Annotated in this window: 14 protein-coding genes and 1 pseudogene; 10 read left to right on the top strand and 5 right to left on the bottom strand. The window is 70.5% G+C overall.

Translation table 11 applies throughout. The features are described 5' to 3' along the window. Position 1: 1 nt before the first annotated feature. Positions 2-796 carry a diaminopimelate epimerase gene (dapF, locus tag QP029_RS12125; RefSeq protein ID WP_284876248.1) on the top strand — a complete coding sequence of 265 codons (795 nt, stop codon included), beginning with the start codon at positions 2-4 and terminating at the stop codon, positions 794-796. Here the strand turns inward: dapF and QP029_RS12120 are convergent. Both QP029_RS12120 and QP029_RS12115 read right to left on the bottom strand, forming a co-directional pair. Then, the gene (locus tag QP029_RS12120; protein WP_284874523.1) at positions 793-1,323 is read right to left on the bottom strand and encodes a hypothetical protein; all 531 of its coding nucleotides are present in this window, start codon (positions 1,321-1,323) and stop codon (positions 793-795) included. The two genes, dapF and QP029_RS12120, sit on opposite strands and share 4 nt — an antisense overlap. A gap of 26 nt (positions 1,324-1,349) precedes the next feature. After that, positions 1,350-2,099 (bottom strand): hypothetical protein, encoded by a 750-nt coding sequence (locus QP029_RS12115; RefSeq protein WP_284874522.1) that lies wholly within the window; start codon positions 2,097-2,099, stop codon positions 1,350-1,352. 97 nt (positions 2,100-2,196) lie between these two features. On the opposite strand from QP029_RS12115, the gene hflX reads away from it, so the two are divergent. From hflX to QP029_RS12075, 8 genes are all read left to right on the top strand, one after another. Next, positions 2,197-3,747, top strand: coding sequence for a GTPase HflX (gene hflX / locus QP029_RS12110; protein WP_284874521.1), 1,551 nt, complete (start codon positions 2,197-2,199; stop codon positions 3,745-3,747). Further along, positions 3,744-5,051, top strand: coding sequence for a uracil-xanthine permease family protein (locus QP029_RS12105; protein ID WP_284874520.1), 1,308 nt, complete (start codon positions 3,744-3,746; stop codon positions 5,049-5,051). Before hflX ends, QP029_RS12105 begins: the two co-directional genes overlap by 4 nt. A gap of 126 nt (positions 5,052-5,177) precedes the next feature. Further along, positions 5,178-6,311, top strand: coding sequence for a glycosyltransferase family protein (locus QP029_RS12100; protein ID WP_284874519.1), 1,134 nt, complete (start codon positions 5,178-5,180; stop codon positions 6,309-6,311). Beyond that, positions 6,304-7,458 carry a glycosyltransferase family 4 protein gene (locus QP029_RS12095; protein WP_284874518.1) on the top strand — a complete coding sequence of 385 codons (1,155 nt, stop codon included), beginning with the start codon at positions 6,304-6,306 and terminating at the stop codon, positions 7,456-7,458. Before QP029_RS12100 ends, QP029_RS12095 begins: the two co-directional genes overlap by 8 nt. Continuing rightward, positions 7,455-8,579 carry a glycosyltransferase family 4 protein gene (locus tag QP029_RS12090; RefSeq protein WP_284874517.1) on the top strand — a complete coding sequence of 375 codons (1,125 nt, stop codon included), beginning with the start codon at positions 7,455-7,457 and terminating at the stop codon, positions 8,577-8,579. Before QP029_RS12095 ends, QP029_RS12090 begins: the two co-directional genes overlap by 4 nt. After that, positions 8,576-10,381 carry an ABC transporter ATP-binding protein gene (locus tag QP029_RS12085; RefSeq protein ID WP_284874516.1) on the top strand — a complete coding sequence of 602 codons (1,806 nt, stop codon included), beginning with the start codon at positions 8,576-8,578 and terminating at the stop codon, positions 10,379-10,381. The genes QP029_RS12090 and QP029_RS12085 overlap by 4 nt, the downstream gene beginning before the upstream one ends. After that, positions 10,381-12,327 carry a phosphotransferase gene (locus tag QP029_RS12080; RefSeq protein WP_284874515.1) on the top strand — a complete coding sequence of 649 codons (1,947 nt, stop codon included), beginning with the start codon at positions 10,381-10,383 and terminating at the stop codon, positions 12,325-12,327. Before QP029_RS12085 ends, QP029_RS12080 begins: the two co-directional genes overlap by 1 nt. Next, the gene (locus QP029_RS12075; protein ID WP_284874514.1) at positions 12,324-12,806 is read left to right on the top strand and encodes a GyrI-like domain-containing protein; all 483 of its coding nucleotides are present in this window, start codon (positions 12,324-12,326) and stop codon (positions 12,804-12,806) included. Before QP029_RS12080 ends, QP029_RS12075 begins: the two co-directional genes overlap by 4 nt. 59 nt (positions 12,807-12,865) lie before the next feature. Here the strand turns inward: QP029_RS12075 and QP029_RS12070 are convergent, their stop codons facing one another. From QP029_RS12070 to QP029_RS12060, 3 genes and pseudogenes are all read right to left on the bottom strand, one after another. Next, on the bottom strand, positions 12,866-13,129 hold the full coding sequence (locus QP029_RS12070; RefSeq protein WP_284874513.1) for an HPr family phosphocarrier protein: 264 nt from the start codon (positions 13,127-13,129) through the stop codon (positions 12,866-12,868). Between the two features lie 48 nt (positions 13,130-13,177). Continuing rightward, positions 13,178-15,195: pseudogene (locus QP029_RS12065) on the bottom strand (PTS fructose transporter subunit IIABC). A 16-nt stretch (positions 15,196-15,211) separates the two neighbouring features. After that, positions 15,212-16,180, bottom strand: coding sequence for a 1-phosphofructokinase family hexose kinase (locus QP029_RS12060; RefSeq protein ID WP_284874512.1), 969 nt, complete (start codon positions 16,178-16,180; stop codon positions 15,212-15,214). A 230-nt stretch (positions 16,181-16,410) separates the two neighbouring features. Here QP029_RS12060 and ptsP point away from each other — a divergent pair, with 230 nt between their 5' ends. Further along, a complete protein-coding gene (gene ptsP / locus QP029_RS12055) occupies positions 16,411-18,093 on the top strand; it encodes a phosphoenolpyruvate--protein phosphotransferase (RefSeq protein ID WP_284876247.1) in 1,683 nt (560 codons plus the stop codon). Position 18,094: the final 1 nt, after the last annotated feature.

The following is an 18,094-nucleotide window of genomic DNA, read 5'->3' as shown; positions in this document are numbered from 1 at the left end:
CATCGACTTCGCCAAAGGCCACGGCACCGAGAACGACTTCCTCATCCTGCCCGACCCCGAGGACCAGCTCGACCTCACCGCGTCCACGGTCGCGAGCCTGTGTGACCGGCGGGCCGGGCTCGGCGCGGACGGCATCCTCCGGGTTGTCCGCGGGGACCACGCCTGGTTCATGGACTACCGCAACGCCGACGGCTCCGTCGCCGAGATGTGCGGCAACGGCGTGCGCGTGTTCGCCCACTACCTCCGCTCCCGTGGCCTGGTGGACTCGGACGAGTTCGTCGTGCGCACCCGCGCCGGCGACCGCACCGTCCTGGTCACCGACTGGGACGAGCAGGACGCGACGGTGAGCGTGGGCATGGGTCCGGCCACCGTCACCGGGGTCTCCACCGCCCGGATCGGTGACCTCTCCCTCGCCGGTCTCGGCGTCGACCTGGGCAACCCGCACCTCGCGGCGGTCATCCCGGGGCTGACACCCGAGCGGTTGGCGGCGCTGGATCTGGTGGCACCGGAGTTCGACGAGGAGTTCTTCCCCGCGGGCGTCAACGTGGAGATCCTCACCGAGCTTGTCGACGACCGCGTCCACATGCGCGTCCACGAACGCGGCGTCGGGGAGACCCGCTCCTGCGGGACCGGCACCGTCGCCGCCGCCCGCGCCGCGCTCGCCGACGCCGGCCTGACCGACGGCGCCGTGACCGTCACCGTCCCCGGTGGGGAGGTCACCGTCACCATCGCCGGCGAGGAGTCGACGTTGACCGGCCCCAGCCGCATCATCGCGACCGGAACGGTGCAGATCTAGTAGTTCGTCCCCAGCCGTTTCGCGGCGTGGCGGGCCGTCAGCCACGCCTCCTTGATGTCCATCGCCCGCTGGTCGGTGACATGCAGCAGCGACTCCAGCTGCCCGACCTCCAGACCGGGGTGCGCCAGGCGTGCCTCGAGGCGGCGGAGGAAACGACGCGAGGTCGCGTACTGGTGATGGAACGCCTCGATGGCCTCGTCATCACAGTCCAGGTCCACCAGTGCCGGACGGAGCAGCGTGCGGTCCGCCAGGGTGTCGGCGTCGGTGGCCGAGGCGAAACGGTCATACTCGGCGAGCACGTCGCTGATGTCCTCCGCCGACAGGGCGATGGAGGAGCGCAGCGCATTCGTCTCCGTGGAATCCGGTCGCTTGCCCAGCACGAGGAAGGCGATCGCCAGAATCGGCAGGAGCAGCAGGAGCCCCTGCAGCTTGAACCAGAAGAGGATGAGCAGACTGCCCGCCAGAATGACCACGAGCGGCCAGCGGAACCGGCGGGGCTCCGGGCGGATCGGCAGTCTCTCAGGCATGGGGTACACCGTCCGTCACCAGTCCTCTAATGGCCCCCACAGCCGCAGGAGCCACCGCAACCACCACAGCCGCCACCGGTGGACAGGGGGGACAGGACCGCCGCGGTGAGCATGGCGGTACCGGCGATGACGCTGTCCTTCGCCGGGACCTCCGCGCCGTCCGGCAGGCACACGTCGAAGGGGAAGGCGCCGTCGACGGTGGCGTGGATGAACCGCTGACCGGTCAGCTGGTTGTGCCGGTACTCGGCGTCGAGCACCCGGGCGGAGAAGGACGCCGACGCATCCGGGGCGGCGGCACCGGAACCGGCGGCCACGACCTGCGCACCCTCGGAGACCAGCAGGCCGAGGACCTCGCCGGTGGCGGCCTCGTAGGACTCGGCGTCCGGGTACACCGTCGTGTCGATGCCGAGGGCGGTGACACCCACCTGCTGCCACTCCTGCGTCGGCTGATCCACCAGCAGCGGACCCTGGGACAGGTTGACCGTCACCGACGTCAGGACCGTGCCGAAGGAATCGAGGATCTCCAGGAACGCCAGCACGTCATTGACCATGCTCACGTGGGCGAACGTCTGGGTCACCGACTCGAACCCCGCGAAGGCGGCGTAGGGCTCGACGGCCAGGATGTTGATCTGGGCGCCCGAGGCGTCCGCGAACTGGATTAGCTGGCCACCTCGGATCTCACCCGCGACCACCAGTTCATTGGTGGCGATGGCGGCCTCGACGGCGTCCTGCCAACGGTCGAATCCCAGTCCGATGCTCTTCAGGTCGGTGCTCATGGCAGACAGTGTAACGGTTAGGGTCGGCTGACAGAACACCACCTGATCACCCGGTCCATGCCCGCCGGGGTGGTGCGCCGTGGAAGAATGAGCGGCAATGACTGAATCGACTGACCGACCCACCCGTGATCACGACGACCTGCTGGCCCGCGCCTTCCGCGACAACGCACCCCAGCCCACGGAAGCGGAGGATCCGGGCGCGGACCTCTCCGACCTGATCAGCCCCACCGTCGGCGAACTTGACCTGGCGGAACGTAACCGATTCCGCCGTATCACCCGCGACACCGAGATCCGCTCCAGCGACGTCGAGGACATCACCGAGGTCGAGTACCGCAAGCTGCGCCTCGAGCAGGTCATCCTCGTCGGCGTGTGGACCGAGGGCACCGCCGCCGAGGTCGAGGCGGCCATGGCCGAACTCCAGGCACTCGCTGAGACCGCCGGCGCCGAGGTCCTGGAGACGCTCTACCAGCGCCGCGACAAACCGGACCCCGGCACCTTCATCGGCTCCGGCAAGGTCACCGAACTCAAGGAGATCATCGCCGCCACGGGAGCCGACACCGTCATCTGCGACGGTGAACTCAGCCCCGGCCAGCTCGTCGCCCTCGAGACCGCGCTGAACACCAAGGTCATCGACCGGACGATGCTCATCCTCGACATCTTCGCCCAGCACGCGAAGTCGAAGGAGGGCAAGGCGCAGGTCAGCCTCGCGCAGATGGAGTACCTCTACACGCGCGTGCGTGGCTGGGGCGGCAACCTCTCCCGTCAGGCCGGTGGCCGGGCCGGCTCCAACGGCGGCGTCGGCCTGCGTGGCCCCGGTGAGACCCGCATCGAGGCGGACCGTCGACGTCTGCGCACCGACATGGCGAAGCTGCGCCGTGAACTCGCCGGCATGAAGACGGCGCGCGAGATCAAGCGCCAGCGCCGGCAGGACTCGACGATCCCGCAGGTGGCCATCGCCGGGTACACCAACGCCGGCAAGTCCTCGCTCATCAACGCGATGACCGGCGCGGGTGTGCTGGTGGAGAACGCCCTGTTCGCCACCCTCGACCCCACGACCCGGCGCGCGGAGCTGGCCGACGGTCGGGCCGTGGTGTTCACCGACACCGTCGGCTTCGTCCGCCACCTGCCCACCCAGCTCGTCGAGGCGTTCAAGTCCACCCTCGAGGAGGTGCTCGCCGCCGACCTCATGCTCCACGTCGTCGACGGCTCGGACCCGTTCCCGCTCAAGCAGATCGAGGCCGTGAACAAGGTCATCTACGACATCGTCAAGGAGACCGGGGAGAGCGCGCCGCCGGAGATCATCGTGGTGAACAAGATCGACGACGCGGACCCACTCGTCCTGGCCGAACTGCGTCACGCCCTCGACCGTGACAACGTCGTCTACGTCTCCGCCCTGACCGGCGAGGGCATCCCGGACCTGCAGGCCCGCATCGAGATCTTCCTCAACTCACTCGACGCTCACGTGCATCTGCTCATCCCGTTCACCCGGGGTGACATCGTCTCCCGCCTCCACGAGTTCGGCACCGTCCGCAGTGAGGAGTACACGGAGGAGGGCACGTTCGTCGACGTCCGGCTGCCGCGCCAGCTGGCGGATGAGCTGGCTGAGTTCGTCGTCGCGGAGCCCGCGGGTGATAATAAGGATTCGTGAGCACACCTACGAGCACGAATCAGGGCCGATACTTCGGCTGGACCGTCCACGGTGACGGCAGGAAGATCCTCCCCGGCGCGGTCGTCGCCCCCGAGGAGCGGCTGAGCTGGCCGCGGACCATCGGCATCGGCATGCAGCACGTCATCGCCATGTTCGGCGCGACGCTGCTGGTGCCCACCCTCACCGGCTTCCCGGTCAACACCACACTGCTGTTCTCGGGCCTGGGCACGATCCTCTTCCTGCTCATCACCCGCAACCGGCTGCCCTCCTACCTCGGGTCCTCCTTCGCGTTCATCGCCCCGCTGGCGGCGAGCCAGGGCTACGGGCCCGGCGCGCAGATCGGCGGCGTCCTCGTCGCGGGCCTGGTGCTCGTGCTCATCGGGTTCATCGTCAAGGCTGCGGGGCGCAAGGTCCTCGACGCGGTCATGCCGCCGGCCGTGACGGGTGCGATCGTCGCGCTCATCGGCCTCAACCTGGCGCCGACGGCGGCCGCGAACTTCGAGACCCAGCCGCTGGTGGCCACGATCACGATGGTGGCCATCCTCGTGGCCACCGTCGCCGGCCGCGGCATGGTCGCCCGCCTGGGCATCCTCATCGGCGTGGTCATCGGCTGGGTGTTCGCGGTGGTGACCGGCAACCTCGCCGAGGGGGCGACGGAGACGATCCGCCAGGCCGCGTGGTTCGGCCTGCCCGAGTTCCACTCCCCGGAGTTCCACCTCTCCGCCATCCTGGTCACCCTGCCGGTGATCATCGTGCTCGTGGCGGAGAACGTCGGTCACGTCAAGGCGGTCAGCGAGATGACCGGCCGCAACCTCGACGACCTGGCCGGCGACGCCCTGGTGGCCGACGGCCTGGCGACCACCCTGGCCGGCAGTTTCGGCGGCTCCGGCACGACGACGTACGCGGAGAACATCGGCGTCATGGCCGCCACCCGCGTGTACTCCACTGCCGCCTACTGGGTCGCCGCGTTCACCGCGATCGCCCTGGCGTTCATCCCGAAGTTCGGGGCGCTGATCTTCACCATCCCCGCGGGTGTGCTCGGCGGCGCCACGCTCGTGCTCTACGGCCTCATCGGCATGCTGGGCATCCGCATCTGGCAGGACAACAACGTCAACTTCAACAACCCGGTCAACCTCACGGCGGCGGCCGTGGCGCTGGTGGCGGGCATCGGCAACCTCACCCTCACCGTCTTCGGTGTCGAGTTGGAGGGCATCGCCTGGGGCTCGGCGGGCATCATCATCGCCTACCCGATCCTCAGGCGCCTGTACGTCACCATGGGTGAGGGACGCAACGCCACCTTCTGACCCACCCGTATGACTCCCGGGGCCGACATGAAGAAACCTTCATGTCGGCCTCATCGGCGCTTCATGGGGGCTTCCTATCGTCAGAACTGTCAGAGACAGACGACGACAACAGGAAGGACCACCGCGATGAGCATCACGGTCGCCATGTACTCCCACGATTCCGTGGGACTGGGTCATCTGCGCCGCAACCGCGCGATCGCGTTCGCCCTGGCGGAGCATCTGCCACCCGGGTCGAGCGGCATCCTCATCGCGGGCCACCCCGCCGCCACCCGCTTCAGCCTCCCGGCCGGCTGGGACTGGTTGGTGCTGCCCGGCTACGCCCGGACCCCGGACGGCTACACCGCCCGTGCCCTGCACATGGGTGTCAGCGGGCTCTCGGAGCTGCGGTCGCTGACCATCACCGCCGCGCTGGCCGCCCTCTCTCCGGACCTGTTCATCGTCGACCGTCACCCCTTCGGCGTCGACGATGAGCTCCGCCCCGTCCTGGACATGCTGCACACCACCGGTTGCGTGACCGTCCTGGGCCTGCGGGAGGTGCTGGACACCCCGGCCGTGGCCCATGCCGAATGGCGCACCGCCGAGACCGCGGCCGCCTATGACGCCCTGTGGGTCTACGGTGACCCGGCGATCCATGACCCGGTGGCCAGCGGCGAGATCCCGGCGGAGCTGGCCCCGCTCGTCTCCTTCACCGGTTACCTCTCCCGCGGCCGCCACGTCGACGAGGGCGACCCGGTCGAGGCGCCCTACCTGATCACCACCGTGGGCGGGGGATCCGACGGCGGGCAGCTGGCCCGGATCGCGGCCCGCACCCGGCCACCGGAGGGGCACCGCCATCTCGTCGTCACGGGACCCCAGATGTCCGAGGCGGAGCTGCTGGCCGTCCGCGCCCTGGCGGCCACCCACCACACCCAGGTCACCCGCTTCGTGCCCAACCTGCCCACCCTCATCCGGGACGCGGCGGGCGTGGTGTGCATGGGCGGCTACAACTCCCTGGCGGAGGTCATGGCCACCGACACCCCGGCGCTGGTCATCCCCCGCAACACCCGCCGCGCGGAGCAGCCCATCCGGGCCCGCGCCCTGGCGGACGCCGCGGTGTCCGACACGATCGACATCAACGACCTCACCCCACGCCGGCTCGGCGAGTGGATGGCCGGCGCCGCCACCCGCCGGGTGTCCCGGGAGCATGTCGACCTCGACGGTCTGCACCGCGTCGGCCACCTGGCCTGCGACCTGCTCGCGGAGGTGAGCTCCCATGTCTAGGACCGGTTACGTGCTCAAGATGTACCCGCGGTTCTCCGAGACGTTCGTCGTCTCCGAGATCCTCGCCCGGGAGGCGGCGGGAGAGGACATCGTCATCTTCTCCCTGCGTCCGTGCACCGACGCCCGGTTCCACCCGGAACTCGCGCGCGTGAAGGCCCCGGTCATCCACGTCGACCGGCCGCGCAGCGCGAGCACCCTGTGGTCCCGGCTCACCCCAGAGGCCGCGCCGGTCCTGTCCGAACTGCTCGATCATGACGTCGACGACGCCGTCCAGGCGGTGCAGGTCGCGCGACTGGCCACCGAGCTCGGCGTGACGCACCTGCACGCCCATTTCGCCACCGTCGCCACCACGGTCGCGCGCCTGGCGGGGAAGATCACCGGGCTGCCGTACTCCTTCACCGCGCACGCCAAGGACATCTTCCACGAGGACGTCGTCGAGGAGGACCTGGCGGCGAAATTCGCCGACGCCCACCACGCGGTGACCATCAGCGGCTACAACAAACGTGACCTCGACGCGCGGTTCCCGGCCTCGGCCGACCGCATCCACCTCGTCCACAACGGTCTCGAACTCGACCGCTTCCCCTACGCCCCGCGCCCCGAATCAGGCCTGCGGCTGCTGTCGGTGGGACGCCTGGTGGAGAAGAAGGGCCTGCACCTGCTCGTCGACGCCGCCGCGGCCCTCCACGGACGGGGCGTGCCCGTCACCGTCGACATCGCCGGGGACGGCCCGCTGCGCGAGGACCTGGCCCGCCAGATCCATTCCCTCGGCCTGGGCGGGCATGTCCGCCTGCTCGGCCCGGTCACCCAGGCCGAGGTCACCCGCCTGCTGGGGGAGTGCGACGTCTTCGTCGCCCCCTTCATCGTCGGGGCGGACGGCAACGCCGACGGCCTGCCCACCGTCCTGCTCGAGGCGATGGCCCGCGGCATGCGCATCGTCGCCGCCGACGTCACCGCCGTCGGCGAGGTCATCACCGAGCAGACCGGGTGGCTCGTCCCCACCGGTGACGTCCACGCGCTTGTCGACGCCGTGGCCGACGCCACCGGCGACACCGGGACGGGGCGGGCGGACGCGGGACGCGCGCTCGTCGAGAAGCTCTGTGATTCCACCCGGCAGGCCCGGGCCCTGCGTGACCTCCAGGAGGCATGATGAACATCGTCTATCTGCTCGCCGACCCCGGCATCGGGGTCTTCGGCTCCAAGGGCGCGTCCGTCCACGTGCAGGAGGTCGTCCGCGCGATGCGTGGGCTGGGACACCACGTCACCGTGCTGTGCATCCGCCGCGGGGAGCGCGACGGCACCGAACTCGTCCCGGACGACCTCGCCGACCTGCCGGTGATCACCGTGCCCGTCCGTTCCGCCTCCGGGTCCGCGAACCGCGAGTTCGAGCTCATCGCCACGGTGGACAAGATGGTGGAGATCGCCGCCGGCCTGCCCTGCGACCTCATCTACGAGCGCTACTCCCTGTTCTCGGACGTCGGCGCGCGGCTCAACCACCTCGCCCCGGTCATCCTCGAGGTCAACGCGCCGCTCATCGACGAACAGACCACCCACCGGCGCCTGCACCACGTCACCCTCGCCCGGGTGCGCACCCTCGCGGCGTTCAGCGGTGCCAGCCTCCTGTCGTGCGTGTCCCGGCCGGTGGCGGACTGGGTCGCCACCCTGTGTCCCGCCGCGCCCGTGGTGGTCACCCCCAACGGCGTCAACACCGACCGCGTCCGCCCCGGCGTCCGCCTGCCCGGCCAGCCGCTCACCGTCGGCTTCCTGGGCACCCTCAAGCCCTGGCACGGCACCGACGTGCTTCTCGACGCCGTCGGCACCGCCCGCAGCACCTGGCGGGTGGAGATCTGCGGCACCGGCCCCGAACTCGACGCCCTGCGTGAGCAGGCCACCCGCCTGAGCCTGGACGTGGTCTTCCACGGCGCCGTCGCCCCGGCGGACGTGCCCGAGATCCTCACCGGCTGGGACGTGGCCACCGCCCCCTACCCGGCCACCGACAACCACTACTTCTCTCCCCTCAAGGTCTACGAGTACCTCGCCGCCGGGCTGCCGGTCATCGCCTCCGCCGTCGGCGAGCTGCCCGAGCTGCTCGGCTACTGCGGTGTGCTCACCACCCCCGGTGACACCGATTCCCTCGCTGCCGCGCTCGACCGCCTGGCCGGCGACCGGGCGGAACGCGAACGGCTCGGCCGACGGGGCCGGGTGCTCGTGGAGACCCACCACACCTGGCGCAGCCGCGTCACCGACCTGCTGGCGGGGGTGTTCGTGTGAGATCCGTGATTCCCGCCCCACTGCGCCGCACCCTCGCGCTCATCGACCTGCGCGAGCACCGCCTCCTGATCATCGTCGGCCTCCTCGCCCTCATCGGTGACGTGGCATTCCGCATCCTCGAACCCTGGCCGATGAAGATCGCCGTGGACACCGTCACCCGGGCCCTCGGCGCCGACATCGCGGTCGCCACCGGCACCCCGGAGGACGTCACCACAACCCTCGTGATGTGGGCACTCATCCTCGCCGGCATCGTCGCCGGGCGGGCGGTGTGCAACTACATCTCCACCATCGCCTTCGCCAAGACCGGTGTGAAGGTGGTGACCCGCCTGCGCACCCGCGTCTTCGACCACATCCAGTCCCTGTCGCTGCAGTACCACTCCCGCGCCTCCATCGGCGACACCTCCCAGCGACTCGTCGGCGACATGGGCCGCCTCCAGGAGGTGGCGGTGACCGCGGGCCTGCCGCTGATCGGCAACCTCGCCACCGTCGTCGTCCTGTTCATCGTCGTCATGGTGCTCAACCCCGTGCTCTCGCTCGTCGTCGTCGCCACCGCCGCGTTGTACCTGCTCATCTCCTCGGTCGCCGCACCACAGATCACCGCCGCCTCCCGCGCCACCCGCAAGGGTGAGGGGCGCCTGGTCGGGGACGCCGCCGAGGCGCTCGCCGCCATCCGCGTCGTCCAGGCCTACGGACTCGAGGACACCATCGCCAGCAGTTTCGCCGCCGGCAACCAGAAGGCACTGACCGCCAACATCCGCGCCCGCCGCCTGGCCGCCCGCCTGGAGCGCTCCACCGACGTCCTCGTCGGCCTCGCCACCGCCGTAGTTCTCGGATTCGGCGGCTGGCAGGTCATGCAGGGCATGATGACCCCCGGCGACATCGTCCTGTTCATGATGTACCTCAAGACCGCCATGAAACCCCTGCGGGACATGGCCAAGTACACCGGCCGCATTGCCCGCGCCCAGGCCAGCGGCGAACGCATCGCCGACCTCATGGACGAACCCGTCGACATCGCCGACCCGGCCGAGCCCCGCGACATGATCGGCGTCGAGGGCACCGTCACCTACGACCGGATCAGCGCCCGCGACGGCCACGGCCGACCCCTGTTCACCGACCTCGGCCTCACCATCCCCGCCGGGCAACGCGTCGGCCTCCTCGGCCCCTCCGGTGCCGGCAAGTCCACTCTCGCCGGCTACCTCGTCCGCCTCGCGGACGTCGACACCGGCGCCGTCCGCCTCGACCACTACGACACCCGCGACGTCCGCCGCGACGAGCTGCGCCAGCAGGTGTCCATCCTCTTCCAGGAATCGGTCCTCTTCGCCACCACCGTCCGTGAGAACATCCGCTACGGGCGCCTGACCGCCACCGACGACGAGGTCATCGACGCCGCCCGCCGCGCCGGCGCCCACGACTTCATCATGGCCCTGCCCGACGGCTACGACTCCGTCCTGGGCAACCGGGGTGACACCCTCTCCGGCGGGCAGCGCCAACGCCTGGCCATCGCCCGCAGCATGGTGCGGGACTCCGCCGTCGTCGTCCTCGACGAACCCACCACCGGCCTCGACCCGGCCTCCCGGGCCCTGGTGGAGGAATCGCTGCACGAACTCACCCGGGGACGCACGACACTGGCCATCACCCACGACATCTCCATGATCCGCTCCCTCGACCGCCTGCTCTGGCTCGAGGACGGACAGATCGTCGAGGACGGCACCCCCGCCGAGCTCCTCACCGACCCCGACACCCGCATCAGCGCCTGGGCCCGCACCCAGGAGGATGCCGTCCACCAGAAGGAACTGCTCTGATGCTTCTCGACGCCCCCACCCTCACTCGCCTGCTCCACCACCGCGTCGAACCCACCCACCTGCGGATCAAACCCGGCCGCAGCACCCACGTCGCCTGGCGCAACCCGGACACCGGCGAGGTCGGCTGGACCCTGTGGACCATCGACCCGGACAAGTACGCCAAGAGCATGTTCCGGGCCGGGGACCTGCTCACCGTCCACGACGCCACCGGACCGTACCTGTTCAGCGGCCCCTGGTACGCCGACCGCCGGCTCATCCCGGCACTCCGCGGCCTGCCCGTCGACCCGGCCGAGCTGGACATCCTCCGCTACATCCCGCACCGCCGTGTGGTGGCCCGGGCAGGGGAGCGGGTCCTGCGCGTCCACGCCGTCCCGGTCGACGCCGACCCCGCCCGGACCTGGCTCCACCACGGGGTGCCCACCCTCCCCGTGACCCGGCACAGCCCCCACATCGTGTCCACCCCCTGGTGGGGTGCCGGCGACCTGCGGACACACCCCGACCATCTCGGCGCCGCCCGGGCGGCCGGACGCGCGATCGCCCGCCTGCACCACACCCCGGTCGAATCCGGAACGCCGGTGTGCCCCGTCGACCCGCACGGTGCCGCCGACGCGGTTGCCCGACACGCCCCGACCCTGGCACCGGAGGCCATCTCGATCGCCGACCGAATCGCCCCGCTGCTCGACAGCGACCGCCCCGCCGTCAACCTCCACGGGGACCTCTCGCCCGACCAGGTGCTCGTCGCCGGCCCCGACAGCGACGAGATCCGGCTCATCGACACCGACCGCGCCGGCGCGGGCCCGGCGGTGCGCGACCTCGGAACATGGAAGGCGAACGCGTCGACCGACCAGTGGACCGCCTTCTGTGCCGGCTACCGGGAGGACGGCGGGGACGTCCACCTCACCGAGATCGCCGCCTGGGAGGCCTACGCCCACCTTTCCGCCGCCCTCGACCCGCTGCGCCGTGACCCGGGCAACGAGAACTGGGAGACCGAGGTCGCCGCCCGCCTCGACGCCGCCCGTGCCGCCCTCGACCTGTTGCCCCGGGGGTCCGTCCACCGGGTCTGGCCCGCCGGGGAACGCCTCGCCGTGGAGTACCTCGACGCCGACGGCACGGTCCGCGCCGGGTTCCGCGCCGACGGCGTGTTCCATCCGGTGCCGTCCCCGGCCGGCGGGACCGTCATCTCCCACCGACCGGGGAAACGTGCCGTCGTGCGCCGCGAGGACGGCAGCTACTCCAAGCTGGTGAAGAAGGGCCGGGCACGGCGGATCCTCACCGCGATCAACGCCGCCCGCCCGCTGGCCGAGCACTTCCGCACCCCGCGGATCCTCGGCGCCGGGGACGACCACGTCACCTTCGCCCCGCTCGAGGGGCTCAGCCTCCACGACCCCACCGCGTTCACGGATGAGCAGTGGCGCACCGCATGGCGCGACATCGCCCGCGCCCTGGGCCGGGCGCAGCAGGAACAGGCGCCGGCGTCCACCCCGGTCCACACCGCGGCGGACGAGGTCGCCGTCCTGCGGCAGTGGGTGCGCACCAGCCGCGTGCTCGTCCCGGACCCCGTCCGCCTGCAGGAGGCCACCGAGCGGGTCATCGCGGACCTGGCCGGCCTGCCCGAGCGGCTGGCCCCGGCCCACCGCGACCTGCACGACAAGCAGCTGTTCCACCACCCGGAGCTCGGCCCCGGACTCATCGACGTGGACACCGCCTGTCTGGCCGACCCCGCCCTGGACGTGGGCAACCTCCGGGCCCACGCCCGCCTCCGTCACCTGCAGGGGCTGTGGACCGGCGAGCAGGCCCGGGTGGTGACCTCCGAGTTCCCCTCCGACGCCGCCGTCGAGGTGTATGAGCGGGCAAGCCTCGTCCGGCTGGCGTGCGTGTACGCGTTCCGCCCTAGGTGGGCACCCCTTGTGGCACCTGTGCTGGGGGAAATATTCTCCCGGGTATGAGCGACTACCGCACCGTGACCGTCCCCGCCCACCACGTCCTAGCCAGCCGGGAGACCATCTCTGCCGACGCCATGGTCGACTACTTCGACCGGGCCTTCACCCAGGCCGCGCGGACGCTGGCTGCGGCCGGCCTGCGCCCGACCGGTGCGGCCCGTGCGTACTACTTCTCGCCGCCGACCGACACCGTCGACCTGGCGGGTGGCTTCGTCGTCCCCGGGGACGGGCTCGACGCCGTGACCCGGGCCATCGACCCGGCCTCCGGGCTGGCGGTCCACCTCATCCCGGAATCCCGCGCCATGGTCACCTCACACCACGGCGGATACGACGGCCTTCCGCAGGCGTGGCAGGAGCTCGTCGACCACGCCCATGCGCAGGGGGAGGAACTCTCGGCACCGTGCTGGGAGGAATATGTCACGATGCCCACTCCTGAGGCCGATCCGGCGGACATGGTCACCGACCTCTACCAGCCGCTGGTCTGAGATTGCGGGCATGAGGAAAGCCCCCGTCCAACCGGACGGGGGCTGTCGGCGTCGGCCGGTCAGGCGTCGAGGTCCGACTCGATGAGCGCGGCGATCTTCTCCACGGCCTCGGCGTTGTCGGAGGTGACGGTGACCTGGTCACCCTTCTCCGCGCCGAGGGCCATGATCATCAGCGAGGAGGCGGCGTCGGCCTCCTCGTCGTCATCACCGGCGAGGGTGAGGATGATGTCGTCGTCGTACTCGCCGGCGGCGTCAGCGACGATGGAGGCGGGGCGGGCGTGCAGGCCGACGGCGGAGCCGACGGTGACGGTCTTGGAAGCCATGGGATGGGTCCTTTCGATGACGAGGTAGTGGGGACCAGTGTAGGGAAGTTAGGACGTGACGGCGACCGGCTGGGTGGCCTGGACCGCCTTTTTCGGCCAGAACTGCTTGAGCGCCAGGACGGTGACGGCGGAGACGATCGTGCCGGCGAGGACGGCGACGAGGAAGCCCCACCACGGGTCGATGGCGAACAGGACGAACACGCCGCCGTGGGGTGCGCGGGACCCGACGCCGAGGGCCATGGAGGTCGCACCGGTGACGGCGCCGCCGACCATCATCGAGGGGATGACACGCAGCGGGTCGGCCGCGGCGAAGGGGATCGCGCCCTCGGAGATGAAGGACAGGCCCAGCAGCCACGCGGACTTGCCGTTCTCCTGCTCGGCCGGGGTGAACAGTCGCTTGCGCACGAGGGTGGCCACGGACAGGGCGATGGGCGGGACCATGCCGGCGGCCATGACGGTCGCCATGATCTGCATGGACGCCTCGTCACCGGTGGACAGGCCGGCAGTGGCGAACAGGTACGCCGCCTTGTTCACGGGGCCACCGAGGTCGAAGCACATCATCAGGCCGAGGATGACGCCGAGGAGCACGGCGGAGGAGCCGGACATGGAGCCGAGCCAGTCGGTCATCCCCGTCATGGCGGCCTCCAGCGGGCGGCCGAGCAGCAGGAACATGAGCAGGCCGATGAGCAGGGAGGTCAGCAGCGGGATGATCACCACGGGCATGAGGGAGCCGAGGATGCGGGGGACCTTCCACGAGCCGATCCAGTAGGCGATGAGGCCGGCGAGGATGCCGGTGACCAGGCCGCCGAGGAAGCCGGCGCCGATGAGGACGGAGATCGCGCCACCGACGAAGCCGGGGGCGATGCCCGGGCGGCCGGCGATGGCGAACGCGGTGTAGCCGGAGAGGGCGGCGACGATGAAGCCCATGGCCATCTGACCGGTGGCGAAGAGGACGGCACCGAGGTAGAGGGCGAGGCCGGAGCGGTCGAAGGTGACGGCTGTGCCGTCGACGTCGACGGTGTTGCCGGGGAGGTTGTTGAGCGAGTGCCCGGTGGCGATCGCCTGCCAGCCGTTGGCCATGTCGTAGCCGCCGACGAGGAAGCCGAGGGCGAGCAGCAGGCCACCGGCGGCGACGAACGGGATCATGTAGGACACGCCCGTCATGACGGCCTGCTGGATGCGCCGGCCCCAGCCCAGCTGGGCGCTGTCGGTGGTGGTCTCGGTGGCGGTGCCGGTGACGGTCCGGGCCTTCGGGTTGGCGGCGGCGGCGACGGCCTCGTCGATCATGACTGCAGGTTCGTTGATGGCGCGTTTGACGCCGGACTCGACGACGGGTTTGCCGGCGAAGCGTTCGCGGTCGCGGACACCGACGTCGGTGGCGAAGATGACGGCGTCAGCTGCGGTGACGGCCGCCGGGTCCATCGGCTTCGTCGAGGAGGAACCCTGGGTCTCCACGACCAGTTCCACATCATCGCGGCCCTCGGCGGCCTGCGCGAGGGCGTCGGCGGCCATGTAAGTGTGGGCGATACCGGTCGGGCAGGCGGTGATGGCCACGATGCGGGTGACCTGCTTGTCGACGCCCCCGTTCCCGCCGCCGCAGGCTTCTTCTTCTCCGCGGTGATCACCTCGGTCACCGCGGTGACGATCTCCTGCTCCGAGCGTGCCTCCCGCAGGCGGGTGAGGAAGTCGCCGCGCACCAGAGCGCGGGCGAGCTTGGACAGGATCTTCAGGTGCTCCTTACCGCCACCGGCCGGGGCGGCGATGAGGAAGACGAGGTCGGCGTCGCCGTCCGGGCCGCCGAAGTCGACGGCGCGGGTCAGGCGGGCGAAGGCGAGGGTCGGTTCGGTGACGGCCTCGGAACGGCAGTGGGGGATGGCGACCTTCCCCGGGACCCCGGTGGGGGCCTGTGCTTCGCGGGCCAGGGCGGCGTCGGCAAGCGAGGAGGCGTCGGAGGCACGGCCGGCGGAGACGACAACGTCGGCCAGGCGGGTGATGACGTCGGTGGGTGTGGACCCGAGGTCCTCATCGAGGACGACGAGGTCGGTGGTGATGATCGCGGGGGTCATGGTTTCCTCGAGGTGACTAGGAGTGGAGTTCGCGTACGCGCGTGTCGGTGAGATTGAGATGGCCGGGGGAGGGGATGGTCGTCCCGGGCAGGGCAGTGGCGGCGGCACCGTAGGCCACGGCCCGGACGAGGCACTGATCGGCGGGCAGGCTGTCCGCCCGCGCCATGAGATAGCCCGCAAGCGAGCTGTCCCCGGCACCGACCGTGGACTTCACCTCCACCGGGGGTGGGGTGGCGTGCCAGGCCCGATTCTCGATGACCAGGACGGCGCCGGAGGCGCCGAGGGTGACCAGGACTTCCTCCACACCCCGGGTGATGATCTTGCGGGCCGCATCAACCACCGGGCGGAGATCGCCGTCGGCGGCCGCGGACTCGAGTTCCTCCCCGTCGACCCCGACCAGCTGGCCGAGTTCCAGCCCGTTCGGTTTGAGCAGGTTGGGCGCGGCGGTCTCCAGTCCCTCGCCCAGGGCCATGATCGCCTCGTCGGAGGTGTCGACCGCGACCGGCAGTCCCGGCAGGGAGCGGCGCACCGTGGACAGCACCCTCGTGTACCAGTCGGTGGGTACCCCGGGTGGCAGGGATCCAGCCAGCACCAGCCAGGAGCACTGCGTGCCCAGTGTGGTGAGGATGCGGATGATCTCCGCTTCGGCATCGTCGGTGATGGTGGCCCCCGGGCCGTTGATCTTGGTGGTCGTGCCGTCGGGCTCCGTCAGGGTGGTGTTCATGCGCACACCCTCGGTGACCGGGACCGCATGGATCGGGATGTCCGCCTGCCGGGCGAGGGCGATGAAGGGATCATCCTCGTCGGCGGGGACCACGGCCAGCGTCCGGCGCCCGGCCAGGGTGAGGGCGTGGGTGACGTTGACCCCTTTGCCGCCGGCGACCTGGGAGATGGCGGCGGGTCGGATGACCTGTCCGCGTTGCAGAGGATCCGTCAACTGCATCGTGGCGTCGATGCTGGGATTCGGCGTCAAGGTGAGGATCACGGCGTGCTCCTGGTCCGTTCTCTCGGTGAAGCCCGGGGAAGGGCCACGTCGGGGAGGTGTATCATGGACGGTGACCATGAGATAGGTCACAGGTGATTTTTGATTGTACCCTAATTCTCGCCCGATTATGCCCGTCTGTCAATACTCTGTGGTCCGGTTTATTGCGAGATTACCGAACATGTGGTGATCTGGGGGGAAGTACACAACAACGTGTGAGATGGGAGACAACCATGGAGGGTGTCCACAGCACCTCTGTCAAGGGCACCGGCGTCGTCGCCGGCATCGCCTACGCCCCGGCGGTCTGGGTACGGCCCCGACCGGAGCTGCCCAAGGCCGGCGCAACCGTGCCGGCGGGGGAGCGGGAGGCAGAGTACGAGCGCTTCGTCGCCGCCGCGGACCTCGTGTCCGAGCGACTCCTCGCCCGTTCAGCCCACGTCGAGGGCTCCGCGTCCGAGGTGCTCAAGGCCACCGCCGGCATGGTCGCCGACCGCGGCTGGCGCAAGGCGGCCCGGAAGGCCGTCAACTCTGGTCACCCCGCCGAGAACGCCACCGTGGAGGCCACGGACAAGTTCGTCACCATGTTTGAGGCCGCCGGCGGAGTCATGGCCGAACGCACCACCGACCTCAAGGACATCCGCGACCGGGTCCTCGCCGAACTGCGCGGCGAAGAGGAACCTGGACTGCCGGAGGTCGACGGTGAGGCCGTGCTCTTCGCCGACGATCTCTCCCCGGCCGACACCGCCACCCTCGACACCGACCACATCGTCGCCCTGGTCACCGAGCTGGGCGGGCCCACCAGTCACACCGCCATCATCGCCCGCCAGCTCAACCTCCCGTGCATCGTCGCCGTCGGTTCCGCCATCTCCTCCATCCCCGCCGGCGAGAAGGTCCTCATCGACGGCGCCATGGGCACCATCACCATGGACACCGACCCGGAGGCCTCCGCAGAGCGAGTCCGCGAATCCCGGGAACGCGCCGCCGTCGTCGCCCAGTGGCGCGGCCCCGCCCAGACCCGCGACGGACATCGCGTCCAGCTGCTGGCCAACGTCGCCGCCGGCAACGCCGCCCGCGTCGCCGCGGAAGGTCAGGCCGAGGGAATCGGCCTCTACCGCACCGAGATGAGCTTCCTCTCCGCCTCTGAGGAACCCAGCGTCGATGAGCAGGCCCGCATCTACCGCAAGGTCTTCGACGCCTTCCCGGACTCCAAGGTGGTCATCCGCACCCTCGACGCCGGATCGGATAAGCCGATCGCCTACGCCACCATGACCGTGGAGGAGAACCCGGCCCTTGGTGTGCGCGGCCTGCGCATCGCCAACAGCAACGAGCCGTTGCTCACCCGCCAGCTCGACGCCATCGCCCAGGCCGCCGAAGGCCGCGGCGAGGGTGCCACCACCTGGGTCATGGCCCCGATGGTCGCCACCGCCCGGGAGGCCAAGTGGTTCGCCGGCCTGTGCCGGGAGCGCGGCCTCATCGCCGGCGCCATGATTGAGGTCCCCGCCGCCGCCCTCATGGCGGACAAGCTCATGCCGCACCTGGACTTCGTGTCCATCGGCACCAACGACCTCACGCAGTACACGATGGCCGCGGACCGACTGTCCCCGCAGCTGGCCTACCTCACCGACCCGTGGCAGCCCGCCGTCCTCCGCCTGATCCGCCACACCTGTCTCATCGGGCACGACACCCAGACCCCGGTCGGTGTCTGCGGCGAGGCAGCGGCCGACCCGATGCTCGCCTGCGTCCTCACCGGACTCGGAGTCGACTCGCTCTCGGCCGCTTCGACCGCCCTGCCGGGCGTGGGTGCGCAGTTGGCGGATGTGGACCTGGAGACCTGCAAGAAAGCCGCCGAGCTCGCGCTCGAATCCGTGGGTGCAGCTGCGGCCCGGGAAGCGGTCCGCGAGCTGCTGCAGGGTTAAC

This window comes from Corynebacterium suedekumii (assembly GCF_030252185.1).
GTDB lineage: Bacteria > Actinomycetota > Actinomycetes > Mycobacteriales > Mycobacteriaceae > Corynebacterium > Corynebacterium suedekumii.
This window is presented reverse-complemented; position numbering and strand designations above follow the sequence as displayed.